27 protein-coding genes are annotated in these 24233 nt (G+C 65.8%); 13 read left to right on the forward strand and 14 right to left on the reverse strand.

Going from position 1 to position 24233, the window contains the following annotated elements:
- Positions 1–37: 37 nt before the first annotated feature.
- The 4 genes from HSR6_RS06765 to HSR6_RS06780 form a co-directional block, all read right to left on the reverse strand.
- Positions 38–493: a DUF7523 family protein gene (locus HSR6_RS06765; protein ID WP_071933184.1), complete on the reverse strand. Its 456-nt coding sequence runs from the start codon at positions 491–493 to the stop codon at positions 38–40.
- Positions 494–533: 40 nt separating this feature from the next.
- Complete coding sequence (locus tag HSR6_RS06770; RefSeq protein ID WP_071933185.1) at positions 534–1136, reverse strand: DUF7524 family protein; 603 nt, start codon at positions 1134–1136, stop codon at positions 534–536.
- A gap of 33 nt (positions 1137–1169) precedes the next feature.
- A complete protein-coding gene (locus HSR6_RS06775; RefSeq protein WP_070365148.1) occupies positions 1170–1361 on the reverse strand; it encodes a methytransferase partner Trm112 in 192 nt (63 codons plus the stop codon).
- 61 nt (positions 1362–1422) lie between these two features.
- On the reverse strand, positions 1423–2736 hold the full coding sequence (locus HSR6_RS06780; RefSeq protein WP_071933186.1) for an adenylosuccinate synthase: 1314 nt from the start codon (positions 2734–2736) through the stop codon (positions 1423–1425).
- Positions 2737–2958: 222 nt separating this feature from the next.
- Here HSR6_RS06780 and HSR6_RS06785 point away from each other — a divergent pair, with 222 nt between their 5' ends.
- Positions 2959–3264 (forward strand): hypothetical protein, encoded by a 306-nt coding sequence (locus HSR6_RS06785; RefSeq protein WP_070365150.1) that lies wholly within the window; start codon positions 2959–2961, stop codon positions 3262–3264.
- Between the two features lie 2 nt (positions 3265–3266).
- Here the strand turns inward: HSR6_RS06785 and HSR6_RS06790 are convergent, their stop codons facing one another.
- From HSR6_RS06790 to HSR6_RS06800, 3 genes are all read right to left on the reverse strand, one after another.
- A complete protein-coding gene (locus HSR6_RS06790; RefSeq protein ID WP_071933187.1) occupies positions 3267–5417 on the reverse strand; it encodes a DUF7527 domain-containing protein in 2151 nt (716 codons plus the stop codon).
- A 111-nt stretch (positions 5418–5528) separates the two neighbouring features.
- Complete coding sequence (locus HSR6_RS06795) at positions 5529–5807, reverse strand: UPF0058 family protein (RefSeq protein WP_070365152.1); 279 nt, start codon at positions 5805–5807, stop codon at positions 5529–5531.
- A gap of 65 nt (positions 5808–5872) precedes the next feature.
- Positions 5873–6085, reverse strand: a complete 213-nt coding sequence (locus HSR6_RS06800) for a DUF7120 family protein (protein ID WP_070365153.1) — start codon at positions 6083–6085, stop codon at positions 5873–5875.
- Positions 6086–6196: 111 nt separating this feature from the next.
- Here HSR6_RS06800 and HSR6_RS06805 point away from each other — a divergent pair, with 111 nt between their 5' ends.
- The 8 genes from HSR6_RS06805 to HSR6_RS06840 are packed head-to-tail and all read left to right on the forward strand — an operon-like array spanning position 6197 to position 14721.
- On the forward strand, positions 6197–6793 hold the full coding sequence (locus HSR6_RS06805; protein ID WP_071933188.1) for a molybdopterin-dependent oxidoreductase: 597 nt from the start codon (positions 6197–6199) through the stop codon (positions 6791–6793).
- 57 nt (positions 6794–6850) lie between these two features.
- Positions 6851–8191, forward strand: a complete 1341-nt coding sequence (locus HSR6_RS06810; protein WP_071933189.1) for an isochorismate synthase — start codon at positions 6851–6853, stop codon at positions 8189–8191.
- Positions 8188–9942, forward strand: a complete 1755-nt coding sequence (menD, locus tag HSR6_RS06815; protein WP_071933190.1) for a 2-succinyl-5-enolpyruvyl-6-hydroxy-3-cyclohexene-1-carboxylic-acid synthase — start codon at positions 8188–8190, stop codon at positions 9940–9942. Before HSR6_RS06810 ends, menD begins: the two co-directional genes overlap by 4 nt.
- A gap of 43 nt (positions 9943–9985) precedes the next feature.
- Complete coding sequence (locus HSR6_RS06820; RefSeq protein WP_070365157.1) at positions 9986–10867, forward strand: 1,4-dihydroxy-2-naphthoyl-CoA synthase; 882 nt, start codon at positions 9986–9988, stop codon at positions 10865–10867.
- Positions 10867–11802, forward strand: a complete 936-nt coding sequence (locus HSR6_RS06825; RefSeq protein WP_070365158.1) for a 1,4-dihydroxy-2-naphthoate polyprenyltransferase — start codon at positions 10867–10869, stop codon at positions 11800–11802. Before HSR6_RS06820 ends, HSR6_RS06825 begins: the two co-directional genes overlap by 1 nt.
- Positions 11799–12851: a mandelate racemase/muconate lactonizing enzyme family protein gene (locus HSR6_RS06830; protein WP_070365159.1), complete on the forward strand. Its 1053-nt coding sequence runs from the start codon at positions 11799–11801 to the stop codon at positions 12849–12851. Before HSR6_RS06825 ends, HSR6_RS06830 begins: the two co-directional genes overlap by 4 nt.
- Positions 12844–14331 (forward strand): class I adenylate-forming enzyme family protein, encoded by a 1488-nt coding sequence (locus HSR6_RS06835; RefSeq protein WP_071933191.1) that lies wholly within the window; start codon positions 12844–12846, stop codon positions 14329–14331. The genes HSR6_RS06830 and HSR6_RS06835 overlap by 8 nt, the downstream gene beginning before the upstream one ends.
- A 33-nt stretch (positions 14332–14364) precedes the next feature.
- Positions 14365–14721, forward strand: coding sequence for a helix-turn-helix transcriptional regulator (locus HSR6_RS06840; protein ID WP_071933192.1), 357 nt, complete (start codon positions 14365–14367; stop codon positions 14719–14721).
- Here HSR6_RS06840 and gatA read toward each other — a convergent pair whose 3' ends face one another.
- The 3 genes from gatA to HSR6_RS06855 are packed head-to-tail and all read right to left on the reverse strand — an operon-like array spanning position 14722 to position 16993.
- A complete protein-coding gene (gene gatA, locus HSR6_RS06845) occupies positions 14722–15990 on the reverse strand; it encodes an Asp-tRNA(Asn)/Glu-tRNA(Gln) amidotransferase subunit GatA (protein ID WP_070365162.1) in 1269 nt (422 codons plus the stop codon).
- On the reverse strand, positions 15987–16265 hold the full coding sequence (gene gatC / locus HSR6_RS06850) for an Asp-tRNA(Asn)/Glu-tRNA(Gln) amidotransferase subunit GatC (RefSeq protein ID WP_070365163.1): 279 nt from the start codon (positions 16263–16265) through the stop codon (positions 15987–15989). Before gatC ends, gatA begins: the two co-directional genes overlap by 4 nt.
- Before the next feature lie 44 nt (positions 16266–16309).
- The gene (locus HSR6_RS06855) at positions 16310–16993 is read right to left on the reverse strand and encodes a PHP domain-containing protein (RefSeq protein ID WP_070365164.1); all 684 of its coding nucleotides are present in this window, start codon (positions 16991–16993) and stop codon (positions 16310–16312) included.
- Positions 16994–17097: 104 nt separating this feature from the next.
- Between HSR6_RS06855 and purL the strand changes: the two genes are divergently transcribed.
- Positions 17098–19212 carry a phosphoribosylformylglycinamidine synthase subunit PurL gene (purL, locus tag HSR6_RS06860; RefSeq protein WP_071933193.1) on the forward strand — a complete coding sequence of 705 codons (2115 nt, stop codon included), beginning with the start codon at positions 17098–17100 and terminating at the stop codon, positions 19210–19212.
- 4 nt (positions 19213–19216) lie between these two features.
- Here the strand turns inward: purL and HSR6_RS11140 are convergent, their stop codons facing one another.
- On the reverse strand, positions 19217–19354 hold the full coding sequence (locus tag HSR6_RS11140; RefSeq protein WP_198400403.1) for a DUF7550 family protein: 138 nt from the start codon (positions 19352–19354) through the stop codon (positions 19217–19219).
- 121 nt (positions 19355–19475) lie between these two features.
- Here HSR6_RS11140 and HSR6_RS11010 point away from each other — a divergent pair, with 121 nt between their 5' ends.
- The gene (locus HSR6_RS11010) at positions 19476–19634 is read left to right on the forward strand and encodes a hypothetical protein (protein ID WP_157754384.1); all 159 of its coding nucleotides are present in this window, start codon (positions 19476–19478) and stop codon (positions 19632–19634) included.
- 93 nt (positions 19635–19727) lie between these two features.
- Entirely contained in the window at positions 19728–20540 is an 813-nt protein-coding gene (gene hisF, locus HSR6_RS06865; protein WP_070365166.1) for an imidazole glycerol phosphate synthase subunit HisF, read from the forward strand.
- Here the strand turns inward: hisF and HSR6_RS06870 are convergent.
- Positions 20537–20824 carry a DNA-directed RNA polymerase subunit L gene (locus HSR6_RS06870; RefSeq protein WP_071933194.1) on the reverse strand — a complete coding sequence of 96 codons (288 nt, stop codon included), beginning with the start codon at positions 20822–20824 and terminating at the stop codon, positions 20537–20539. The genes hisF and HSR6_RS06870 overlap by 4 nt on opposite strands.
- An 88-nt stretch (positions 20825–20912) precedes the next feature.
- On the opposite strand from HSR6_RS06870, the gene HSR6_RS06875 reads away from it, so the two are divergent.
- Positions 20913–22547: a rhomboid family intramembrane serine protease gene (locus HSR6_RS06875; RefSeq protein WP_071933195.1), complete on the forward strand. Its 1635-nt coding sequence runs from the start codon at positions 20913–20915 to the stop codon at positions 22545–22547.
- Here the strand turns inward: HSR6_RS06875 and HSR6_RS06880 are convergent.
- Together HSR6_RS06880 and dph2 are read right to left on the reverse strand one after the other, a co-directional pair.
- Complete coding sequence (locus tag HSR6_RS06880) at positions 22544–23161, reverse strand: METTL5 family protein (RefSeq protein ID WP_071933196.1); 618 nt, start codon at positions 23159–23161, stop codon at positions 22544–22546. The genes HSR6_RS06875 and HSR6_RS06880 overlap by 4 nt on opposite strands.
- A gap of 25 nt (positions 23162–23186) precedes the next feature.
- Positions 23187–24221, reverse strand: coding sequence for a diphthamide biosynthesis enzyme Dph2 (dph2, locus tag HSR6_RS06885; RefSeq protein WP_071933197.1), 1035 nt, complete (start codon positions 24219–24221; stop codon positions 23187–23189).
- Between the last annotated feature and the right edge of the window lie 12 nt (positions 24222–24233).

Genomic DNA, 24233 nt, shown 5'->3' on the forward strand with positions numbered 1-24233 from the left:
GTGTGACTTGCTCGCCCGAACGGTTTATCTCATACGGTCAGTCCCTGTCCAAAACGTCCTCGACCAGCCGAAGCGCCGTCGGCCCGTCGCCCCGTGGAACCAGCACGACCGCGGCCTCGCCGACCGTGCCAGCACCCAGGACGGGAACGTCCGAGACCGAGAGGGCCCAGATGGCGTTCCCGAACCGCCCGGGATCGATATCACCTCGGAGGCTGATCGCCGTGGGCGACTCGGCCGCGGAGGCCTGTCCGAGGACGGTCACGCCTTTGTCGGTATTCCGTTCCATCCGGACCGAGACACGCGAGGTGTGGGGCTCCAGGGCCGGGAGTTCGTCTGCGTACCGACGGAGCGCCGAGGCGACAGCGTCGGTTTCCCCAGCCACGTCGAGCTCGCGGGCCGCGGCCGTGTAGTTCAGGACCCCCGCTCGCAGGGCCCGCCGAAGGTACGGTGTCCGGTCGACGGCACGACGGGTCTCGGCGGCGATCGATCCCATACCAGCCCAGCCGATCGAAGCGGACAAAAACGCGCCGAAATCAGGTTTCGTCCGACTCGAAGGGGTCCCACTCGGCGAGATAGCCCCCGACACCAACGGCCATGATCGCGGCCGCAACGATCGAGGCGATGGCCGCGAGGGGGTTGACGACGGCGAGCAGAATCACGACGAGGAGGAACGCCCCGGCCGCACCCAGCACGATAGGGTTTTCGAGGCGTTCGGTATCGAGTCCGAGCGGGAGCGTGCCGTCGGGTGACTGCTCGCTGTCGGTCTCGTGGTCGGCCTGGACAGTCGACTCGGAACTCGGTTCGGTCGATTCGGTCGCTTCAGCCGGGACGGCCTCGACGTCGATGGTCGTTTTTTCCTGTCCGTAGCCGGCGGTGATTTCGAGTCGGCCGGTCCCCGCGGCGGCCTCCATGAACTGCAACTCGACGCGTCGCCACTCACCTTTCGGGACGAAGACGTGATGCTCCGTAATGGACCCGAGTGCGGCCAGGTCGTCGTCCGGATGGAAATGGATGTGGGTCGGTTTCCCGTGGTTCTCCAGAAGCAGCGCCATCGACTGGGAGGCTCGGACCGTCCGCTCGTCGGTCTCGACGGTGTTCAGTCCGTCGCGGTTGAGGTAGACGGTGAGCTCCCGCACGAGTTTACCTACGGCCACCCTGGTCAAAAAGGTTCAGGCGGAGGTCTCTCGCATATCCGGCGGAAGGAGGTTCGGGATCCCGTCCTCGATCGGGTAGACCGTCCCACACTCCGTGCAGGTAAGCGACCCCGCCACGATCTCCCCGTCGTCTCGCGATTCCACTGAAAGTTCAAGTTCGGCCTTGTCCACCGGGCAACAGACGATGTCCATGAGTTCTTCGTTCACGACCCGTTCACCGACTGGATAATCGAGGGGGGTCGAAAAAAGGCTGCCGGGTACCGGCGACTCAGGCGAAGGGGTCCTCGCGGACGATGGCCGTCTCCCGCGCCGGGCCGAGCCCAAGTGTCACCGTCGGCACTCCCAGTTCGGACTCGATGTAGGAAACGTACTCCTGGGCGGCCGTCGGAAGCGCTTCGTATCCCTCCGCTGCGACCGCGTTCCAGTCGACGTCGGGCCAGCCCTCGAACGTCCGATAGACCGGTTCGCACTCGCCCCAGCGCTCGGTCGTCGCGGGCATCGTATACCGGGTCTCACCCTCGTGTTCGTACGCGTGGCCGACTTTGACTTCCTCGAGGCCGGCCAGCACGTCGAGGTGGTTGATCGCGAGGCCCGTGAAGCCGTTCGCTCGGGTCGCCGTGCGCAACATGGGCATGTCGAGGTAACCGACCCGACGCGGGCGACCGGTGACGGTGCCGTACTCGCCACCCTCATCGCGGATGTATTCGGCCAGGTCGCCGTCCAGTTCAGTGGGGAGCGGGCCGGTACCGACCCGGGAGAGATAGGCCTTGACGACACCGATCACGTCCCCCTGACCGACGGTGGTCACGCCGAGCCCGGAACCGGTCGCCGCGTAGCCGGCGGTCGGGTTCGAGGAGGTGACGTAGGGGTAGATCCCGTGATCGATGTCCAGCGAGGTACCCTGGGCCCCTTCGAGCATGACCTGATCGCCCGCCTGGACGCGCTCGTCGAGGAATTCGCCGGCGTTGACGGCCAGCCCCTCCGATTTGATCCGGTCACCGAAGGCTTTGTACTCCTCGTAAAGCGCCTCGACATCGAACGCTTCGTCGGCCTCACCGTCGTAAACCTCCTCGTAGAGCGCGCGTTTCTGCGGGACGACGTACTCCAGGCGGTCTCGGAGCACAGCGGGGTCGAGCAGGTCACCGACACGAATGCCACGGCGACCCGCCTTGTCCTCGTAGGTGGGCCCGATGCCACGACCGGTCGTGCCGGCCGCAAGATCGGAGTCGGATTTTGCGGACTCCTCGATACCGTCGATGGCCCGATGATAGGGCATGATCACGTGGGCGCGCTTTGCGAGCCGCACGTCGGGATCCAGCCCCTGTTCGCGGAGCTGGTCGACCTCGTCGAAGAACGTTCGGGGGTTGATCACGACGCCGTTGCCCAGCACGCCGATCTTGCCCCGGACCGCGCCGCTTGGAACCAGGGAGAGTTTGTACTCCTCGTCCCCGTCGACCACGGTGTGCCCCGCGTTGTCCCCGCCCTGATACCGTACCACGACGTCGGCTCGTTCGCCCAGCAGGTCGACGACCCGGCCCTTCCCTTCGTCGCCGAGCTGCGCCCCGACGATCGTCACAGTCATACCCAGGGATTTCGACCCCCGGGGTAAACTTATTACGGAACGTTCGGGCCCACGAGTCCAACGGCAGACCTGACAGACGGGCAGCATGCCGCCGAAGCAGCAAGTGAAAAATCCGTCACATGTTACCACCCGAAGCGTTATGCGTGCGGGCCGCTAACGTGGGAATACTGGTCGCTTTGGACGGCAAGGTTTAAATCCACCTACGACAAGTTAACAAATGGCATGATAGATCGCCTGGCCAAAGAGGTCGATATGCTAGAGCGCCATCTGCAGGTTCTGAAGATGGTCATCGAGAGCGAACCCATCGGGATCGTGAAGATGTCGAACGAAACCGGCTATCCCCATCACAAGGTGCGATATTCACTGCGGGTACTCGAAGAGGAGAACCTCATCGAGCCGTCGAGTCAGGGCGCCATCACGACGGAGGACACCGCGGACTTCGTGGAAGACCTCGACGGCGAGATCGAGGAGATCATGGAGAAACTCGAAGCGATGAAGATCGATTCGGTCCCCGAAGCAGCCGAGTAGCCCTAGAGTTTGGGCACGGTCACGTGGAACGTTTCGCTCCGGTCCTCGATCAGACCGAGGTGGAAGCCACTTCCCCCGTCCGGCTTGACGTAACTCGCTTTCTCGTTCCGACTGAACAGCCCGCCAGAGGAAGCGGCTGATTCTGCGCTTTCGAGTGCCTGCGGTTCGAAGAAGCTCGCAGTGACGTAGAAGGCACCCGCAAGCGAGTCGACGGCTCCCCCGACGGCACGCGCCCCGTCAAGAAGTGTCTCGAGCTCCTCGCCCTGAACGGGGTTTCGCCCCTCGTTGTACGCCGCGACGGCGAGGGGATTGCCCATCCGATCCCGCATGACGATGGCAAACTCCTCCTGAGCGCCCGACTCCGGATCGACGGTCACCGAGCCGTCGAACTCGACGCGATCGATCTGCGGAATCGCCTCGAAGAGTTCGCCCATCGCCGAGTCGGCCTCCAGATCGAGCAGTTCGTACGGGAACTCCCGGAGCAACCAGGAGACGAATCGGAACGCACCGGTCCCCTCCAAAAATGGCCGGTAGGCCTGGCCGTCGACCTGGGCGGACTCGCTCTCGAACTGCGTGTGATGTTCGAGTTGCAGGTTCGCGTTGATCGCATCCTGATCGGCCTCGGCGATGGCCTCCAGGGTCGGTTTGCCCTTGGACTCGTACCTGACAAAGAGATTCGTCCCGGCCAGGGCTGTCGCCGGGTCGATGTCGCCAGTGCCACCAGCCGCTGGTGGGGCCCCACCGGCCTCCAGTTCTTCGACACGGGCCTGCAGTTCGTCGCGTTCGCTTCGAACATCGGCCAGTTCCTCCTCGAGGCGGGCCCGCTCGGACCGGGCCTCTTCGAGTTCAGCTTCGAGGGATTCCCGCTGGGATTCGGCCGACTCCAGTCGCTCTTCGAGGTGCTCGATCCGCTCGTCTCGCTTTTCCAGGGCCGCTTCGAGCTTTTTCCGCTGGGGGGTGTTCGAACCGGTGGCAGCCCGGTTTGTCGTACCGGTCGAAGAAGCGCGGGACACCGATCCCGATTGTCCCGTCGGCCGCTCCGACTGGCGGTTCTCTGAATCGGCTGCCTGTGACGTGGCGGCGCCGCCCGTGTTCGCTTCCGCTTCGGAATCGACCGGTTCGGTTTCGTCCGGATCGAGCGCGGGAATGGCACGAGTCCGCCGCCACTCCGCCTCTGCGCGGAACATCCGATCGAGGTTCGAGTCCGCGTCGGCTTCGACGGCGGACTCCGAACGTGGGTCCGACGCCGTCTCGGTCGACGGCTCTTCCGGCTCGGGATCTGTTTCCCGCTCGGTCGCGGCGGCGTTCGGTGTTCCAGTACTCGGTGACGGGCCAGCTTCCGGCTCAGGGTCGGCCGGCGGCTCGGTTTCCGACGGCGAACTCGACCCCTGCGGAGGTGAGTCACTCACGTCAGCGGTACTGCCGGACCCCGCGGCGCTCGATTCTGCCTCCGCTGGTGACTCCGAGGACGTAGAATCCTCCTCGCTGCCCTGGTCCTCCTCTGGCGGTGACTCGGTCGATTCGGTGTCCGGGGCCGACACAGCGGGTTCATCGTCCGGAGAATCTGTGGCCGCAGCGGTCGCGGTGTCCGTCGCCGCCCCGGTCGCGGTGGTCGCCGGCTCCGGAATCTCCGTGATCGTCATGGAGACGTCCATGACCTCGTACAGTCCAACTTCGTCCGCGGCAAGTTCGTAAGCCTTCTCGCTGGTCTCCAGGCGACCGCTCTCTCCGATGAAGGCGGCGGCCCGCCGGGTCCCGCCGTAGTAGACGAGGTAGTAATCCCCGCTGAGGACGTTCTCCGAGAGTTCGACGTAGCCGGTGAAGTTGGCCTCCGAAAGGGTGCGATCTGCCTCCGCCAGTGGCGTGTCCTCGGTGAAGTACCGCGCCCGTGGCTGCCCACCGCGCTCCTGCATCGCGAACAACAGCGGCAGGGAGTCGTGCGGTGCCGCATACACCGTCCCCGATTCCTCGAAGGCCGAAAGCGAGCCCTCGAAGACGCCGATGACCCGACCGTTCAGCATGAAAAGCCAGGTGTCCCCGGCGACCACCGCGCCGGTGTGATCGTGATCGGAAAGTTCGGAAAGGCCCCCCATCCCGCCGGAGAACGGTCGAGAATCCCAGGATCGAACCTGATCGACCGTGCGTGAGTGCATACCCAACCGAAGGGAGCATGCCGGTAAAAAGACTTTCCCGAGCCGTCAGTGTGGGTACCGATGGAAAATTGCGATCGGGTGTCCGTTTGGGGAAGAGAGCTATTGGGTAATTTACAGCTTCTCCTCGGCGTCTTCGGCGAGCTCCGCCATGCGCTTGGAGAGTCGGCCGGCCGAGCTAAACTCGTCCTCGCTCATCGCCGACGCCAGGGCGTTGCCGAGAACGAAGACGGCGTGTTTGTGCTCGCTTTTGGACTTGTGGACGTGTGAGGGATCCACGTCGAGTTCCTCGTAGGGCTCGAAGTGCTCGGCGTTGATCTCCTCGAAGCCGGCAAACCGGTCCTTGATGTGGACCATCTCCTCGTGGAGCTCCAGCAGTTCGTCTTTGTGCATAATTACTCGAAGTTGAGGAGGTTGCAGGTTAAAAGTCTCTCGGGGTCCCAGGCGGCTACACGCCCCTAGAAGACGTACTCGTCCTCGTGGCCCATCATCCCCTCGTCCTCGAACCCGCCTTCCTCCTCTTCGATCGGGCCGGATGTCTTGTAGGCCTTGATACCCGCGGACAGTAGCTGTTCGATCGCCTCTTCCTGGCTCAGGAACTCCCCCTGGTCGACGAGCTGAGCGATCTGCATCTCGATGTGGTCGGGGACGTTGATTTCCACCGTCGGCATCTATCGAGCGGGTTTGGCCCCCTCCCTTCTTAAGACTGACGGGCCCCCAACAGGCATCGATGCCATCGCCTGGACCACAAGGGACTAATCCGAGCCCCCGATAGTCGCCGTATGGCTGTGAGGGACGTGACCGGCCTCTACGCGGAATTCGGGGCGGACCGGCTTCCGCCGGGCCAGCACCGAACCGATGAGTTCCCGGTCTTCACGAAAGGCGACACGCCCGATGTCGATCGGGAGACACTCACCCTCGAAATCACCGGGGCCGTCGCCACCGAGCGGACCTTCGACTGGGAGGCGTTTGCGGACTTGCCCACGGAGACACAGCGCCAGGATGTCCACTGTGTCACGGGCTGGAGTTCCTTCGACCACGAGTTCACGGGTGTCCCCGTTCCCGCGCTCGCGGATCGGATCGACATCGATCCGGCGGCGACACACGTCCTGTTCCACGCGGCGGATGGCTACACGACCGACCTGCCACTTTCGGCGGTGATGCGCCAGGAGGTGCTCCTGGCCTTCGAACACGAGGGGTCCCCCCTCGAACGAGAACACGGCGGACCACTCCGGGTCGTCACACCCCACAAATACGCCTACAAGGGCGCGAAGTGGCTCACTGGCATCGAATTCAGTACCGAACCCATCCGGGGCTACTGGGAGCAGCGGGGGTACTCCGTCTCTGCCGACCCCTGGGCCGAGGACCGGTACAGCTGACCCATGCGAGATAGCGCCGACCAGTCAGGAGACAACGGTTCACCACCCGGAGGAGCCGTGGCCGAGGACCTCCATGACCGCCACCAGGCAGACCGACTCGACGCGGCGGTCCGGACGACCGGACCCCGCACGCTCCGCGAAGCGATCCAGGCACTGGATCCGATCACTGCAGTCTGGGCGAGTCCAGACGGCCCGGCGGTCCTCGCGGTGGGGCAGGCCAAAACGGTCACCGCGTCGGGAGCAGCTCGGTTCCAGGAAGTGAAAAGACGTGGCGATCGACTGCTCGAACGAGTCGAGACAGCCCACCTGCCCGAACGCGCCCGACCCCGCCTGTTTGGGGGCCTTTCCTTCTTCGACCAGGCTACACTCGAACCCCCCTGGACCGATTTCGAGCCGGCCGCATTCGTCCTGCCGGCGATCCAGGTGACCCTGGGTCGAGACCAGACCCTCGTTTCCGGCTTCGGTGCGGGGGCAGCCCCGCCTCGTCTCGATCAAATCGTACAGCAACTTGCCCACGCAGGCGAGGGAACACAGACGAAAACGGATCCACGCATTTCGGCGACTGCGACCGACCTCCGGGCCGACCGACCGGACTGGATCGAACGAGTGCGGGCCATCCAGGATCGCATCGAAACCGGCCCGCTCCAGAAGGCCGTCCTCGCCGCAGCCCTGGACGTGGCGTTGACCGACCCACTCCCACTCGGAGCAGTGCTGAAGACCCTGACTGATCGGTATCCATCCTGCTACCGGTTCAGCTTCACGCCGCCGGGCACCCAGGCGGGCGATACCCCACCGGCGCAGTTCTTCGGGGCGACCCCGGAGCAACTCGTCGGCAAGCGAGGTCGAACCGTGGAAACCGAAGCGCTCGCCGGAACCGTCGAGCGGGGAGCCACCGAGGCGATCGACGCTGCAAACGTCTCGCGGCTCCAGCGGGATTCGACCCTGGCTGTTGAACACGAGTTCGTGGCCAGCCGAATCGCCGAACAGCTCCGTGAGACGGCGGCCACGGTCACGGTCGGTGATCGGGAAGTCCGGAGTCTGGCGAACGTCCACCATCTCAGAACTCCCATCCACGCCACACTCGATACGGACACACACGTCCTGGATTTCGTCGCCACGCTTCACCCCACGCCGGCAGTTGGCGGGCATCCACCCGAGGCGGCACTGGAGACGATTCACGAGGTCGAATCGACGGTTCGTGGCTGGTATGCCGCCCCAGTGGGCTGGTTCGACGCGAACGGTGACGGGGAGTTCGCCGTCGGCATCAGATCTGCCCTCGCACGCGACAGCCGGGTCACGCTCTTTGCCGGGAACGGCATCGTGGCCGGCAGCGACCCCGAAACGGAGTACGAGGAACTCGCGGCCAAGTTCCGACCGATCAGGGAGGTGCTCGAATGACCGCCCCGAACCTGAGTACGCTCTGGGCCGAGGTGTTGATCGACGAAGCCGCCGCGGCTGGACTCGACCGGGTCGTGATCGCCCCCGGAAGTCGGTCGACGCCGCTCACCGTCGCCGCCGACCAGCACCCCACACTCGACACCGAGACGCACCTCGACGAGCGCTCGGCTGGCTTCTACGCCCTGGGAATCGGCAAGCGGTCTGGCTCCCCGGCCGCGCTCATCTCGACCTCGGGGACCGCCGCGGTGAATTTCCACCCCGCGGTCGTCGAGGCCCAGCAATCCAGAACCCCACTCGTGGTGCTGACCGCGGATCGGCCCCCGGAACTGCAGGACAGCGGCGCGAACCAGACCATCGACCAGCGGGACCTCTACGGGTCGGCGACGCGCTTCAATCGCACGCTCCCCGCTCCCGATCCGGCCGACCGGAGCCTTCGGTCGCTCCGAACCACCGTCGATCGAGCACTCGCCGCCGCGGAGCCGCCGAATCCGGGCCCCGTTCACCTCAACGTTCCCCTGCGAAAGCCACTGGCCCCGGTGGAGGATTCGACTGCCCTGCGCGGCCCGCTTCCCGAGACTGGCGCGGGCAAAACAGGTCGGGATGGGCCCTTCGTTCGCACGCACGCTGGAACGGTCTCGCCCAGCGATGGGGCTGTGGCCGAACTTCGGACGCTCATCGAACAGGCCGATCGGGGATTGCTCGTCGCTGGCCCGCTCGCTCCTGACCCAGCACGTCGTGACGCGCTTTACCGGCTGGCCCGGGAAACGGGCTTCCCGCTTTTGGCAGACCCGCTCTCGAACCTCCGTTTCGGCCAAGAACTGCCAGAGCTGGTACTGGGTGGCTACGATGGCTATCTGGGCACCGCAGGCACGGCCGCCTGGCCCGATCCGGACCTCGTGATTCGGGTTGGCGCCTCACCGACCTCGAAAGCGCTCAGACACTGGCTTCGGGACGCTGAGACGCGACAGTTCGTAATCGACCCGGCTGGCGGCTGGCGGGAGGGGACCTTCACCGCGACGGACCGGATTCAGACCTCGATTCCGGCGCTCGTCGATGCGCTGAAGGACGTGAACGCTGCGGTTCGTTCCGGCTGGACGGAGCGGTTCCACCAGGCCGAGGCGGTTCATCAAGCCGCTGTCGCAGATGTCGACGCGCCGGGGTGGGAGGGTGGGGTCCTCCAACAGGTCGTTGCCGCCGCCCCCGATCCGGCGACCGTGTTCGTCTCGAACAGCATGCCGGTCCGGGACCTCGACCGGTACGGCCACCCCCGGGCGGCCGACCTGACGGTGCTCGGAAACCGCGGGGCAAGTGGGATCGACGGCATCGCGAGCACTGCACTCGGGGCCGGCAGCGCAACCAGCGACCCGCTGATCGCGATCACGGGCGATCTCGCCTACTTCCACGACATGAACGGCCTGCTCGCGCTGGGTCGGTTCGGGCTCGATACGACGATCGTTTTGCTCAACAACGACGGCGGGGGCATCTTCCACAAACTGCCGATCGCGGACTTCGATCCGCCCTTCGAGCGCCAGTTCAGGACCCCACACGGACTTGACTTCGAGGCCACCGAGGCACTCTACGAACTAGATTTCGAACGGGTCGATCCCGCGGAGATCGGCACAGCCGTGGCTGAGAGCACAACGGCCCCCGGAACCCAGGTGCTCGAAGTCCGGACCGACGCCGACCGGAGCCAGCAGCTTCGAGAACGGCTCCGCGAGACGGTCGGGAATCGACTCGCCGATCGCGAGTGAGGAACAGCGAAACTTTTTGGCACCGGCCCGTAGGAGTTCGGTAATGGTCTCGACGCTCTTCGACCCCGACCGGTGGACGCCGGTCCGGGAGTTCGAGTTCTCGGACATCACGTACCACCGTGGGACCGACGTCGGCGCGGTCCGGATCGCCTTCGACCGGCCCGAGGTTCGCAACGCCTTTCGACCCCAGACGGTCGATGAACTCTCGACGGCCCTGGAACACGCGAAACGGCAGACCGACGTCGGCGCGGTTCTCCTGACGGGGAACGGGCCCAGTCCCGACGACGGCGGCTGGGCGTTCTCCTCGGGAGGCGATCAGGCCGTCCGCTCGGAATCCGGCTACGAATACGGCGCGGACGAGGGCGGTTCGACCGGACGGCTCCACATCCTCGAAGTGCAACGGCAGATCCGCCACCTCCCGAAACCGGTCATCGCCGTGGTCCCGGGTTGGGCGGTCGGGGGCGGGCACAGTCTCCATGCGGTCTGTGATCTCACCATCGCGAGCGAGGAGGAGGCCACGTTCAAGCAGACCGATCCGGACGTCGCCAGCTTCGACGGGGGGTTCGGCTCGGCCTACCTCGCTCGCCAGATCGGCCAGAAACGGGCCCGGGAGATCTTCTTCCTCGGGAAAACCTACGACGCGGCCGAGGCGAAGGCGATGGGCATGGTCAACGAGGTCGTCCCACACGAAGCGTTGGAGGACCGGGCCATCGAGATGGCCGAGACGATCACGAAGAAGAGTCCGACCGCGATCCGGATGCTCAAGTACGCCTTCAACGGCGTCGACGACGGGCTGATCGGCCAGCAGGTGTTCGCCGGCGAGGCGACCCGACTCGCCTACATGACAGATGAGGCCCGGGAAGGTCGGGACGCGTTCCTTGAGGATCGCGAGCCGGAGTTCGAGGAGTTCCCCTGGCACTACTGATGGCGGACACAGCCGACATCTCCCGCCGCGAGGCCTGGGTGATCGCCGCCCGGCCACACGTGAAACCGGCCGGGGCAGCGCCCGTGATCGTCGGGACCGGGCTAGCCGTTCATCAGGGTGTGTTTGCGGCGCTGCCGGCGATCGCAGCCCTGCTTGGCGCGCTGCTCATCCAGACGGGGACGGATTTCGCCAACGACTACTTCGACTACGCGAAGGGCGTCGATTCGGATGAGTCGGCCGGCTACGTGCGGGTCTCCCAGTCGGGGTTGATCCCCGCTCGCCGCGTCTTCGGGGCGGCTGTGCTCTGCTATGGGCTTGCCTTCCTCCTGGGGATCTATCTCGTGTCGATCGGCGGGCTTCCGATCGTCGTCGTGGGGCTGGCCAGCATCGCCAGCGGCTTTGCCTACTCCGGTGGCCCGTACCCGATCGCCTCCCACGGGCTGGGGGACATCTTTGCCTTCCTCTTTTTCGGCGTGATTGCGGTTACTGGGACGTACTACGTCCAGGCGAGTGCAGTCCTGCTGGAGACCATCCCGGTGACGGTTCACCCGGAGACACTCCCGCTTGCGGCAATCGTCGCGAGTCTCTCGATGGGCGGGCTGATCACGAACATCCTCGTGGTCAACAACATACGGGACATCGAGGACGACCGGGCGGCGGGCAAGCACACGCTGGCCGTTCACCTCGGCTACCGCTTTAGTCGGGTCGAGTACGTCTTGCTCACGGCGCTTGCGTACGCGGTTCCGCTCTGGTTTTTCTTCCGGGGTGCGGGAGTCGTCGTGTTGCTGCCCGTCCTGAGTCTCCCACTGGCAATCTCGGCCACGCGGCAGCTCTATGCCGGCCGTGACACCGAGACGCTCAATCCGGCCCTCGAACGAACCGGCAAGCTGGTCGCGGCCTTCGGGGTCCTCTTCGGGGTCGGACTGGCGCTATGAGCCGCGTCCAGCCCTACGAACTGGCGCTCGACCCGCCGCTCCGCACGGCCCGCGAGACGATGCAAACCAGACGTGGGCTGCTATTCCGGGTCGAAGAGGGGCCGGGTGGGATCGGCGACGCGGCTCCGCTCCCGCCGTTCACGGAGTCCGACGAGGAGAGTCGGGCCGCTCTGGAGCGTGCGGCAGATGCCTACGACCATCGGGGCTGGCCAGCGGCATTGAAAGTCGTCTCCGACCAACGCGACGGCCGACTGGAATATCCGGCCGCCCGGCACGCCGTCTCGCTCGCGATGCTGGATTGGCGGGGGCGAACCCAGGCGGAGCCATTGTTCGAACAGCTCGGCGGCACAGCGGGCGCGCCGGTCCCGGTCAACGCGACGGTCGGTGATGCCTCCCCCAGCGAGACCGCCCAGTCGGTCGCTGAAGCCAGAAATATGGGATTCCAGGCCGTGAAGGTGAAAGTCGGCCGAGGGCCAGTCGATCGGGACCTCGAACGCCTCCGGGCCGTTCGCGAGCGGGTCGGCTCGACGGTTTCAGTGCGCGTCGACGCGAACGGGGCCTGGTCACCCGAGACGGCGACCACGTTTCTCCGGAACGCCGCTGACCTGGATCTGGCCGCGGTCGAACAGCCCCTTCCAGTTGCAGAGACCCTGGCCCATGCGGACCTCCGCGGGCTGGGGACCCCAATCGCCGTCGACGAAAGCCTCGCGGAGTTCCCCGTGCAGGAGCTGCTGGCCGCGAACGTCGCCGACTGGTACGTCCTGAAACCGATGGCCCTCGGCGGGGTTGATGTCGCCGCCGGTGCTGGGAGACGAATCGCTCGCCAGGGCGGGACCCCGATCTGTACCTCGATCTTCGAGAGCGTCGTGGGTCGTACGGCGGCCGTCCACCTGGCCGCGGCACTGGGTGTGACGGAGGCAGCCGGGCTCGCCACGGCCGATCGCCTGGTGACTGACCTCGCTGAGGACCCAGCTCCGATCGAGGACGGCGTCGTGATCCCCCCATCCGGTCCCGGTCTCGGGATCGGGGAGGTGGGAATCGATGGATGAGTCCCTCCGGCGGTGGGCCACTGCAACCCCTGATCGAGTCGCGCTCATTGACGCCGCAAGTGGGATTCGCCTGACCTACGCCGAACTCGACCGGTGGGCCGACTCGATTGCAAGCGCCCTCGTCGAACATGGCATCGAACCGGGTGATCGGGTCGCGCTGCTCCTGGGGCGCAAACCCGCTGCGATCGCGGCGATCTGGGGGGTCCTCCGGGCCGGCGCGACGCTGGTCCCGCTCGATCCGGACGAACCGGCCCAGAATCTGCGCTCCCGCTGTGACCGGGCTGCAATCGAGGCCTGCATTTGCGGGAGCGAGACGGCGAAGACGGCCGAAGCGGTGGCTCCATCGGGAACCGATCGACTCCAGATCGAATCGATACCACGGAAAAGCTCCAGAACTCGGCAGTTCGACGAGCGAACCCACGAGACGGGGCCTCAGCGTCTCGATCGGACACGAGTCGTCCTGTTCACTTCCGGAACGACCGGTCAGCCGACTGGCGTTCGACTCACGGCGCGAAATCTGGGGGCCAGTGCCGCCTCGACGGTCGCGCGACTGGGCGTCATGGCCGCCGATCGCTGGCTGCTCGATCTGCCGATCTACCACGCTGGCGGGCTCTCGATACCCATCAGAACCGCGATGCTCGGGGCCACGACCGTCCTGCGGCGGGGGTTCGATGCGGAGGCCACGGCGACGACCATGGCGGCGTACGAGGTAACCGGTGTCTCCCTGGTCCCGACGATGCTCCGTCGCCTGCTTGACGGGCCTGGCGTTCCCGAAACTCTCAAATTTGTGCTGGTGGGCGGGGCTGAAACGCCCCCGTCTCTCGTGAAGCAGGCGATCGAAGCCGACGTGCCGATTTTTGTGTCCTATGGCATGACCGAAACGGCCTCCGGGATCGCCACGGCGACCCCCGCTGAACTCCGAGAGGACCCCGAGACCGTGGGTCGCCCGGTTCGTGCAGCGAGCGTTTCGATTTTGGGGCCCGACGGGGCGTCCCTGGATCCAGGCCAGGTGGGCGAAATCGCTGTTTCGGGAGCTATCGTGAGCCCTGGTACCCTTTCAAGCGAGCGGCGCCGGCCCCGACGGGCGTTCCGCACGGGAGACCGTGGCCGTCTCTCGCCGGCCGGCTGGCTCACTGTGACGGGTCGAATCGACGATCTGATCGTCACCGGCGGGGAGAACGTCTCGCCGCGTTCCGTCGAGGCCGCGATCCGGGAGACACTCCCCGTTAAAGCGGTCGCGGTGCTCGGCATTCCCGACGCGGAGTGGGGCGAGCGCGTGGCTGCAGCGGTGGTCTTCGAAGCGGAAGCGACAGCGATCGAAACTGAGGCGGTCCGAGAGACGCTCCGGGGACGGGTTCCGGAGTACGCGCTGCCAAAACGGGTTCTCGCACTGGATTCGCTTCCGCGAACGGCCTCCGGCACTGTCGATCGGACGGCACTCGAAGAGCAATTCGAGGAGTACGACGACAGTCAAGAATGAACCTTTAAACGGTTTCGCCGGAAGTATACGATAATGAGCGGGGAATCCATCGAGGCCGAACTCTCGGCGGACGAACGGGCCGGCCTCGAACTCGTCAGAGAACGAGGGTCGATCCACCAATCCGAGTTCTGGAAGGAACTCGATGTCTCCTCCCGCAAGGGGAGTCGGCTGGCGACGGCCCTGGAGGAGAGCGGGTTGATCGAGCGGGAACGAACCGTCCACGGGGGCAACCAGACCTACTTGTTGAAGCCGGTGATCCGGGAGGAGGACCTCGACTTCTCACTCTTGATGGCCGGGGACATGCTCTCGCCGTTCGTCGGCGAGGAGAACATCGACCCCGAGTCCGACCGGTTCTCCCAGTGGATCATGAACCTCGTCTACCAGGAGTAGCTACTCGAGTGCGCTTCCGGCCCGGATGATCTGTTCTTCGCCGAAGGCCGGCCCGATCAGCTGAAAGCCGACGGGCAACCCCTCGTGTTCGCCGACCGGGACCGAGATGGCCGGCAGATTCGCGAGATTCACCGGGACGGTATTCGCGTCGATGCGGTACATCTGCAGCGGATCGTCGAGGCTCTCGCCCAGCTTTGGCGGGAGAACAGGCATCGTCGGGGTCGCCAGCACGTCAGCTTCCTCGAAGGCCGCATCGAAGTCCTGTTTGACCCACGAGCGAGCCTCCTGAGCCTGTTTGTAGTACTTGTCGTGATAGCCCTCCGAAAGGGCGAAGGTCCCTAACAGAATGCGGCGAATGACTTCCTCGCCGAAGCCGTCCGAACGGCTCTTCGCGAAGGCCTCGTTCCAGTCGCCCTCGAAGCCACCCGAGACGCCGTACCGCACGCCGTCGAAACGAGCCAGGTTCGAGGAGGCCTCGGACATCGCGATGACATAATAGGCCGCGACGGCGTACTCGACGGAGGGCAAATCGACCTCGACCGTTCGTGCGCCCTGCTCGCGGAGTGTCTCCAGACCCGCCTCGAAGCGCTCCCGCACGCCCGGTTCGCTCCCTTCGACCAGTTCCGTCGGGATCCCGATCGTGAGGCCCTCGACATCGCCATCGGCGACGGCGGCGTAATCGACAGCTGCGCCCGCCTCGCGAGTCGTTCCGTCGTGTTCGTCGGGCCCGGCGATGACCGAGAGGAGTTCGGCCGCCTCGCGAACGGTCGACGCGATCGGCCCGATCTGTTCCAGACTGTTGGCGTAGGCGACCAGCCCATACCGGGAGACCAGCCCGTAGGTTGGCTTGATTCCGACCGTCCCCGTAAAGGCAGCGGGACACCGGATCGAGCCACCCGTGTCCGAACCGAGCGCCACGTCGGCATCCCCGTTTTTGACGGCGGCAGCACTCCCGCCGGATGAGCCCCCTGGGACGTGGTCTTCGTCGACCGGGTTTCGAGTCGGCCCGAAAGCAGAGGTCTCCGTGGTCGTCCCCATCCCGAACTCGTCCATGTTCGTCTTGCCGACGATGGTCGCGCCAGCTGCCTTCAGCCGGCTGACGACGGTCGCGTCGTAGGGCGGGACGTACTCCTCGAGCATCTCCGAGCCACAGGTCGTCCGGACCCCCTCGGTGCTGATGTTGTCTTTCACCGCCACCGTCGTGTCCGCGAGTGGCCCCTCGGTCTCGCCCTCGATCTCCGTGCGGGTGATGAAGGCGTTCAGGCTCATGAGACCCGCGGCCCCTTGAATCGGCCGTCCTCGGACTCGCTGGCGTTTCGAAGCGCGTCCTCCTGTGAGAGGGAGGGCTGGACCTCGTCTGCCCGCATCACGTTGACGAGGTCGGGTTCGGACTCGACCGCCGGGACCTCCTCCAGGGCGTCAAAGTAACCCAGAATGTCCTGGAACTCGGCGGTGAACGCCTCGACTGCGGACTCGTCTAGTTCGACACGGGCGAGGTCCGCGACGCGCCGTACGTCGGCCGCCTCGACCGGCTCGTCTGTCATTGTCGATCCGAACGGGTGGTCGTTCGGTAAGGGTTTCGATCCGGTCAGAAGAGACTCGCGAGCCGGTTCTTTACGCGGCGTTTGGCCCCACCAGCGGCCTGCCGGAAGCTGATGTGCCAGGGGGTGCGATGGCCCTCGACCGTGGTTTTCCCCGCCCGAATCGCGTCGACGATTCCCGCGGCCGTGTGACTATTGGCGTCGACCGCGGTTATCGCCTGCCCCACCATCTCCGCGATGTGGGCGTCCGACCCGGCGGTCTGTGGCAGACCGTGTTTCTCGGCGAAGGCCCGTGCCTTGCGGTTGGCCCGGCCCGTGAGGAGCCGTGAGTTGTACACCTCGATCGCGTCGGCCGAGGCCAGTGCAGCCCGAGAGATATTCGGGGCGACCCCGCTCCGGGACTTCTGGAACGGGTGCGGGACGACTGCAATGCCGCCGGCCTCGTGAATCGCGTCGAGGGTCTCCGAAAAGGGCAGCCCCTTCGGGATCTTGCGATCGATGCCGAGCGCGAGGACGTGACCGGCCGCGGAGGTGACCTCCATCCCCGGAATCCCGATGAGATCGAACTCCGGGGCGAGTTCGACCGCCCGCTGGCTGGCGTCGAACGCGTCGTGGTCGGTCACCGCGATGGCGTCGAGCCCGACGGCTGCAGCCTGCTCCAGGAGCATCTCGACGGGGTCCCGACCGTCGTACGAACGGGCCGAGTGGGCGTGGAGCTCGACGGTGAGCACGCAATCGGCTTCGATACCGCCCCGCAAAAACCAACCGATCTCTCGTGATCCACCATCGTGCACATAACAAACCATTTAGTCGCCGGGAATGATCAATGAGATGAATGACTCTGGCCGAACCGGACCGCGAACGGGTCACCGAGACCCTCGACCGGGAGCCCACGAGACCGGAGGCCGCGCTGTTCGAGAACCTCTGGAGCGAGCACTGTGCGTATCGCTCCTCCCGACCGCTACTGGGTGCCTTCGAGAGTGAAGGCGAGCAGGTCGTCGTCGGCCCCGGCGACGACGCTGCCGTCGTCAGCCTCGATGAGGACACCTACGTGGCCTTCGGGATCGAGAGCCACAACCACCCCTCCTACGTCGACCCCTACGACGGGGCCGCGACGGGTGTCGGCGGCATCGTCCGGGACATCATCTCGATGGGAGCCTACCCCATCGGCCTCGCCGACTCCCTCTATGTGGGAGATTTCGCCGACGAACACCCGCGCTATCTCCTCGAAGGGATCGTCGAGGGGATCGGCGACTACGGCAACTCGATCGGGGTTCCGACGATCGCCGGGAGCACCCGATTCCACCAGGGCTACGAGGGGAACCCGCTGGTGAACGTCGCCTGCGTGGGACTGGTCGACGAACAGCGACTCGTGACCGCGGAAGCGAGTGCCCCGGGGAACAAACTCGTCCTGGTCGGCAACGCGACCGGTCGTGACGGCCTCGGCGGCGCGAGTTTCGCGAGCGAGGACCTCGGCGAGGACGCCGAAACGGAGGACCGACCGGCGGTCCAGGTCGGTGACCCTTACACCGAGAAGTTGCTCATCGAGGCCAACGAAGTCCTGATCGACGAAGGGCTGATCGAATCGGCGCGCGACCTGGGGGCGGCGGGCCTGGGCGGGGCCTCCTCCGAACTGGTCGCGAAGGGCGGCCTGGGGGCCGACATCGACCTGGAGAAGGTTCACCTCCGCGAGACGGGAATGAACGCGACGGAGATTCTGCTCGCCGAATCCCAGGAGCGGATGGTCTACGAGGTGCGCCCGGAGCACGTCTCGCGGGTCGAGGCGATCGCCGACCGCTTCGACCTGGGGATTTCGGTCATCGGCGAGACCACCGACACCGGCCGCTATGTCTGTCACTTCGACGGCGAGACCGTCGTCGACGTGCCCGCAGTCTTCGTGGCCGATGGCGCGCCGATGAACGACCTGCCGACGATCGATCCCGAACAGCCCGAACCGGATCTGCCGGAGATCGACCTGCGCGAGGCCATGGAGACGGTCCTCGCCAGTCCGAACACCGCGAGCGACGAGTGGGTCTACCGCCAGTACGATCACGAGGTCGGCGCGCGGACGGCCATGCGGCCGGGCGACGACGCGGGCATTCTGGCCATTCGCGAGGCCGAGACCGGCCTCGCGATCACCTCGGGCACCGAACCGACCTGGACGGACACCGCACCCTACGAGGGCGCGTACGCCACGGCCCTGGAGAACGCCACGAACCTCGCGGCCAAGGGCGCGAGTCCGCTTGCGACCGTGGACTGCGTGAACGCAGGGAACCCGGAGAAGCCGGACGTCTACGGCGAATTTGCGGCGATCGTCGATGGCCTGGCCGACGGCTGCAGCGATCTCGATGTGCCCGTGGTCGGCGGGAACGTCTCGCTTTACAACGATTCCAACGTCGGCCCGATTCCGCCGACGCCCACGCTGGCCATGATCGGCACCACCCCGGATTTCGACGCGCCGACGCTCGCGGTCGAAGGCGAGGGAGAACTGGTGCTGCTCGGTGCGTTCACGGAGCAACTGGGTGGGGCCGAACTGCTGTCCCAGCTCGGTGGGGCAGATCGGTTCCCCGAACTGCCTGAGAATCCGAGCGAAGTGATCGAGGCCATCATCGAGGCTGCAAGCCTGGAGCGTACCACCGCCGTCCACGACGTGAGCGACGGCGGCCTGGCCGTGACCCTCGCAGAGATGGCCCACGAGGCGGGTGGCGTCGACGCGACCGTTCCGAGTGCCGCCGCGCTCTTCTCGGAGGCTCCGGGGCGAGTCGTCGTGGAGACCACCGACCGGGAAGGGCTGGTGGACGCTGTCGGGGACCGGATACCTGTCCAGTCACTCGGCACGACAACCACGGCGGGCGGGCTCTCGGTGACCGTCGCTGACGAAGACGAGACGATCAACTACGACGCCGCTCAAATCACGGAGTTCCGGTCGACCCTGGAAACGCTCGGGTGACCGGTCAGAAGGCCAGCGGGAGGACGAAGGCGATCGCCAGCCCGATCAGCAGAACGATGAAGCCGATCGTTACTTCACTGGACTCGAACGCCTGCATCGGTGCCGTGACTCGACCTTCCTCGGCGGGTTCGTCGTCGCTCATACCTCCATCTCGAAGCGCCTGGTACTTTGGCGTATCGAAGCCCGGGAGAGTCCACCGAGAGTTGCATTCGCCCAAGTGCAATTGACAGCAGGCTTATCATTCCGGCGGGAGAGGGGCCGATATGGCAACGTGTCCAGCCTGCAACGCCGAGATCACCCACGTGGACGCAGAAATGATCGAATTGAACCCCACCGAAGAAGTGGCAGAATCGACCGAAGGGGAGCCCTCGCGGGCCATCGCGACGGTCTGTCCGGAGTGTGAGGCTATCATCGGGATCTAGATTTTCGCTAACCGGTAGCCTATTTACTCGGGATAGAGACACGTCCAGTATGCACAGTCAGGTCGGGGCCGGCTGGCCCCAGGAGGGACGACGATGACGCTCACGAAGCGGATCATTCCATGTATCGACGTCGACGTCGACGAGGACGGGAACGCGGCGGTCTACACCGGCGTGCAGTTCGAGGACCTGGAGTACACCGGTGACCCCGTCGAGATGGCAAAGGAGTACAACGAGGCCGGGGCCGACGAGTTCACCTTCCTCGACATCACCGCCTCGGCCGAAGGCCGGGAGACGATGCTGGACGTGGTCGAGCAGGTCGCCGACGAGGTGTTCATCCCGCTCACCGTCGGCGGCGGGATTCGCACGGTCGAGGACATCAAAGAGACCCTGCGTGCCGGGGCCGACAAGGTCTCGATCAACACCGGCGCCATCGAGCGCCCGGAACTCATCACCGAAGGCGCAACCGCCTTCGGGAACCAGTGTATCCTCCTGAGTGTCGACGCCCGACGGCGGTTCGACGAAGCGGGCGAACACTACGTCCAGATCGACGGCGAGTCGGCCTGGTTCGAGGCGACGATCCACGGCGGGCGAACCGGCACGGATCTCGACGTCCTCGAGTGGGTACGGGAGGCCGAGGAGCGCGGGGCCGGGGAAATGTTCATCAACTCCATCGACAAGGACGGCACCAAAGACGGGTATGACCTCCCGCTGATGGAAGCGGTCAGCGACGCCGTCTCGACGCCCGTAATTGCCTCCTCCGGCTGTGGGCATCCCCGGCACATGCTCGAAGTCTTCGAGGCGGGCGCGGACGCGGCGCTCGCGGCGTCGATCTTCCACTTCGACGAATACACGATTCAGGAGACCAAGGAGTACCTCGACGACCACGGCGTGCCGGTTCGACTCTAGCTGGCCGCCACGTCGAAGGCGTCCTGGAAGTCGGTGAGTTTCTGCTTGATCTGTCCCGCCGCCCGTTCGAGCGCCTCGAGCGGGTCGGTTCCGTCCTCGGTCTTGAGAGTGAGCACTGGCTCGGTCTGGCCACCCGACTGTTCGGGATTGACGTCGTAGGTCGCCGCCGAGACCGCCTCGGCCTCGAGCAATGCGCCTTTGAGGACGTTCATGAATGTGTGGTCCTCGCCGGCGATTTCGATGACGAGTTCCGATTCGTCGCGCTCGATGACCCGGAGATCCATGTGGCTCTGTATTCTAGTGAGTCGTTTGAACGTTTCGACCCGCCACGAGGGCCGGAGACGTTTTGGGCTGGGGTGCCAACGAGTCGGCATGGATCCGCTCGCCCTCGGAGCGCGCTTCGCCGTCCTCGTCGCGAGCGGGCTCGCGCTGGTTCTCGTGCACCGCCTGCGCGGCTCACAGACGGTCCGCTGGCGTCAGGTTCGAACCCGACTGCTCTTCGGACTCCCACTCGGAACGGTGCTCACGGCGGGGCTGCTCGCGGTGATCTATCTCTTCGTCCAGGGCGGCTACGGGCACGACCACCTGCTCACGTTGCCCTTCGTCTCCTGGTCGCTTCGCTACCCGCTGGGAATGGTCGCCGCGCCGCTCGGCCACCAGAGCCTGGGGCATCTGGTCGGGAATCTGGCCGGATTCCTCGTCTTCGGGACACTCGCGGAATTCGCCATCGGGCACTACCCACAGACCCGCGGGCAGGCCGCCTTCAGTTCGCTCCGGACCAACCCCTACGCCCGGGTGCTCGGATTCCCGGCCGGGGTCGTACTCGTGGCCCTTCTCACGAGTCTGTTCGCCTGGGGCCCGATCATCGGCTTCTCCGGGGTCGTGTTCGCGGCGGTCGGGTTCGCGCTCGTCCACTATCCGCTCGTGACGGTCGCCGGCCTGATCGGCCAGGAGTTTCTCACCACCACGTTCTGGACCCTCCGGAACCCGATCCAGACCGCCTCGGCGGGAACCTCCTATGGGGCCCCCTGGTGGGCGAACGTCGCCGTTCAGACCCATCTGCTGGGATTGCTGCTCGGTGTCGGCCTGGGAGTGGCTTGGAAGCGTTTTCGAACCGACACCGTTCGAACCGATCCCTGGCGGCTCTTCGTCGCGAGCGTACTGGTGGGGAGTTCGCTCACGCTCTGGGCGCTCTGGTGGTACAGCGGGGTGGACCGCTACCAGCTGTTTCGCGCACCGGGATTCGTCCTGTTGCTTGGAGTCGCCGTCCTCATCACGGTGGCAGCGAGCCTTCGTCGATCCCCGATCGCGGACCTCTCGGCCCGACAGGTTTCGATCGGCCTGCTCGTCGTCCCGGTACTCGTAATGGGCGGGATCGCCCTGCCAGTGAACCTGACCGCCACCGGAGCCATATCGGCACCGGGGGACACTGTCACCGTCGCGGACTACGAGGTCGGCTACGCCGAGGCGGCCACCGACCCGCGATACGAACCGCTCAACGTTTCGTTTGTCGAGTCGCCGTCCCCGCCCACGGTCAGCGGCGTGATCGTCGCGAGCGAGCAACGGCATCTCTGGACCCGGGCCGTCTCCGCGGGTCGGATGGCGAACGCGGATCGAGCCACCGTGACACTAGGGGGGTTGGGCTGGCGGGAGTCAGTGGAAATCCGCCGGACGGGATGGGAAGCCGTCGGGGGCGACGCGGCGTTCCTCGTCCGGGCCGCACCTGGCGCGGAGCCCCCCACGGCGATCCATGCGAGCGACTCGGCGACAGCCGACGCGGTGGTTGCTGGCCGGGCGATCACGGTCGCGCCACGGAACGGACGTTTCGAGGTGACAGTCGAATCCAAAGCCGAGTCGGTACAGATCGGCGCTCCTGATCGGCGCCCCGTGCCCGAACCGGGCGGAAACGTCACGGTCGGCGGACTCAGAATCGAGCACGACGATTCCTCGCTGATAGCTGGTCACGAGGACACCCGCGTCGTGGTGTTCCGGGCCGCTGGAGCCTAGTCCCAGACGACCCGATAGAGTTCGGCCTGGATCGTCTGGCTGGTCGAGTCGTGATGTCTGAACTGTTTTGGAATGTGAAACTCGACCCCGTAGGCGTGGGTGATCCGACCGCCGTTGTCCATCGTAAAGGCCTCCAGGAACTCCCGGCTCCCCTCGTTGTGGATCGTATACGAGACGGCGGCGTCCCCGGCGATCGTTTCGAGGAACTCCCGGTCGGCGTGGCGATTGTCCTCGTGGGCCCCGAAGGGCGGGTTGGCGACGACGGTCGTCCCCGCCAGATCGACCGGCAGGGCCGTCGCGTCCCCACGAATCCAGTCGACCGGCATGCTCGACAGCGATCGTTCGTTCGCCCGGGCCTGTTCGAGCGCGGCCGGATCGATCTCGACGCCCATGACCCGGTCAGGTGATCGCAGTGCCGCGGCCAGCGCGAGCATCCCCGTTCCGGTCCCCAGATCGATCACCGTCTGCCCCTCGATGTCCCCCTCCAGGTCGGCCAGCGCGACGAGATGCGCGGCGACCGAGGCCGGCGTGCGATACTGTTCGAGATCCCGAATCGGGTCCTCGAAGTCCGAGACGCCCCCCAGTTCGGCTTCGAGACGGGCTTTCAGTCCCATTGGTCTCCCATCGTCGGGGGACTCATCACCACGTCCCCTCGAAGGTGTCGAACTCGAGTGCGTCCATCGGTTCCTCCCCGATGGCGATGCGGTACTCCTGGGGGGTCAAAAGCGGCTGGTCGAACTGGGGCCCGTCGTCGGTCGTGATCCGTGGGCAGGCGGTGTTCACGTAGGCGTCGAGGCCGAAGTTCTTGAGGTGTGAGGGGGTGATCTCGTCGAGGGTGATGAGGGAGGCGTTCTCGTTCTCCGCGGCGAGCTGTTCGGCGATGCCGTGGCGACGCTGGCCGATCTTCGTCCCCGCGATGATGCCCCAGGTCTCGGCGTCCATCGCCTGGTGGATCGCGGCGTAGCGCTGTTTGACGAATTTCTCCGCGGACGCGGGTTTGACGACGTTGTTCACCGGATCCGCGATGATGACGTCCTTTTCGGGGTTGTCCATGGCGAGCCCGGAAGGGTGAAAGCCACCGCCACCGACATAGAGGACCTGCTCGGCCGGAACCTTGGCGCTCGCGTAGTTACACCCGAGGACCTGGCCCTCGTGGGTGAGTCGTTCGTCCCCCCGGCGAGTCTGGACCGTAAAGCCCCGGTCTTCGAGGAAGGCCTGCATCGCGTCGAACTTGTTCATGTGCTGAGCGGTGGTCACCAGCCCCACCTCGCCGGGCTCCAGATGCTCGATGGCTTCGGCCATAATCGGTTCGACGTCGACGTTCGAGAACAGCGGCACGTAGACCACCCCCTCCGATTCGACCATCGGCGAATGACCGAAGTGGACGAACACGTCGGTCCGACGCATCAGATCCATGTCCAGGTCACAGGCCCCGAAGTTGGCCTCGCCGGAGATGTAGATCTGCACCCGGTCAGGCAGATGTGCTTCGAGGTCGCTTGCCACGTTCGGCGCGCGTCGCTTGATCCCCTCGGGGAACTGCAGGCCAACGGTTTCGGCCGCCTGCTCCGTTACTGCCTCCGCGACTCGTTCGAGTTCGTAATCCCACTCCCGGTCGTGTTTCAGGGCGAGGCCGGTATCCCGGAGATCACCCTCCCAGCCGTCCGTATCGGTCATTACGCCGCTCTA

It is taken from the genome of Halodesulfurarchaeum formicicum (genome assembly GCF_001886955.1).
Classification (GTDB): Archaea; Halobacteriota; Halobacteria; order Halobacteriales; family Halobacteriaceae; genus Halodesulfurarchaeum; species Halodesulfurarchaeum formicicum.

What these genes read in the sequence shown, in the direction of transcription:
- HSR6_RS06765 (WP_071933184.1), bottom strand. Translation starts at nt 493, where the DNA reads ATGGGATCGATCGCCGCCGAGACCCGTCGTGCCGTCGACCGGACACCG.
- HSR6_RS06780 (WP_071933186.1), bottom strand. Translation starts at nt 2,736, where the DNA reads ATGACTGTGACGATCGTCGGGGCGCAGCTCGGCGACGAAGGGAAGGGC.
- HSR6_RS06785 (WP_070365150.1), top strand. Translation starts at nt 2,959, where the DNA reads ATGATAGATCGCCTGGCCAAAGAGGTCGATATGCTAGAGCGCCATCTG.
- HSR6_RS06790 (WP_071933187.1), bottom strand. Translation starts at nt 5,417, where the DNA reads ATGCACTCACGCACGGTCGATCAGGTTCGATCCTGGGATTCTCGACCG.
- HSR6_RS06795 (WP_070365152.1), bottom strand. Translation starts at nt 5,807, where the DNA reads ATGCACAAAGACGAACTGCTGGAGCTCCACGAGGAGATGGTCCACATC.
- HSR6_RS06800 (WP_070365153.1), bottom strand. Translation starts at nt 6,085, where the DNA reads ATGCCGACGGTGGAAATCAACGTCCCCGACCACATCGAGATGCAGATC.
- HSR6_RS06805 (WP_071933188.1), top strand. Translation starts at nt 6,197, where the DNA reads ATGGCTGTGAGGGACGTGACCGGCCTCTACGCGGAATTCGGGGCGGAC.
- menD (WP_071933190.1), top strand. Translation starts at nt 8,188, where the DNA reads ATGACCGCCCCGAACCTGAGTACGCTCTGGGCCGAGGTGTTGATCGAC.
- HSR6_RS06820 (WP_070365157.1), top strand. Translation starts at nt 9,986, where the DNA reads ATGGTCTCGACGCTCTTCGACCCCGACCGGTGGACGCCGGTCCGGGAG.
- HSR6_RS06825 (WP_070365158.1), top strand. Translation starts at nt 10,867, where the DNA reads ATGGCGGACACAGCCGACATCTCCCGCCGCGAGGCCTGGGTGATCGCC.
- HSR6_RS06830 (WP_070365159.1), top strand. Translation starts at nt 11,799, where the DNA reads ATGAGCCGCGTCCAGCCCTACGAACTGGCGCTCGACCCGCCGCTCCGC.
- HSR6_RS06835 (WP_071933191.1), top strand. Translation starts at nt 12,844, where the DNA reads ATGGATGAGTCCCTCCGGCGGTGGGCCACTGCAACCCCTGATCGAGTC.
- HSR6_RS06840 (WP_071933192.1), top strand. Translation starts at nt 14,365, where the DNA reads ATGAGCGGGGAATCCATCGAGGCCGAACTCTCGGCGGACGAACGGGCC.
- gatA (WP_070365162.1), bottom strand. Translation starts at nt 15,990, where the DNA reads ATGAGCCTGAACGCCTTCATCACCCGCACGGAGATCGAGGGCGAGACC.
- gatC (WP_070365163.1), bottom strand. Translation starts at nt 16,265, where the DNA reads ATGACAGACGAGCCGGTCGAGGCGGCCGACGTACGGCGCGTCGCGGAC.
- purL (WP_071933193.1), top strand. Translation starts at nt 17,098, where the DNA reads ATGACTCTGGCCGAACCGGACCGCGAACGGGTCACCGAGACCCTCGAC.
- HSR6_RS11140 (WP_198400403.1), bottom strand. Translation starts at nt 19,354, where the DNA reads ATGAGCGACGACGAACCCGCCGAGGAAGGTCGAGTCACGGCACCGATG.
- HSR6_RS11010 (WP_157754384.1), top strand. Translation starts at nt 19,476, where the DNA reads ATGGCAACGTGTCCAGCCTGCAACGCCGAGATCACCCACGTGGACGCA.
- hisF (WP_070365166.1), top strand. Translation starts at nt 19,728, where the DNA reads ATGACGCTCACGAAGCGGATCATTCCATGTATCGACGTCGACGTCGAC.
- HSR6_RS06870 (WP_071933194.1), bottom strand. Translation starts at nt 20,824, where the DNA reads ATGGATCTCCGGGTCATCGAGCGCGACGAATCGGAACTCGTCATCGAA.
- HSR6_RS06875 (WP_071933195.1), top strand. Translation starts at nt 20,913, where the DNA reads ATGGATCCGCTCGCCCTCGGAGCGCGCTTCGCCGTCCTCGTCGCGAGC.
- HSR6_RS06880 (WP_071933196.1), bottom strand. Translation starts at nt 23,161, where the DNA reads ATGGGACTGAAAGCCCGTCTCGAAGCCGAACTGGGGGGCGTCTCGGAC.
- dph2 (WP_071933197.1), bottom strand. Translation starts at nt 24,221, where the DNA reads ATGACCGATACGGACGGCTGGGAGGGTGATCTCCGGGATACCGGCCTC.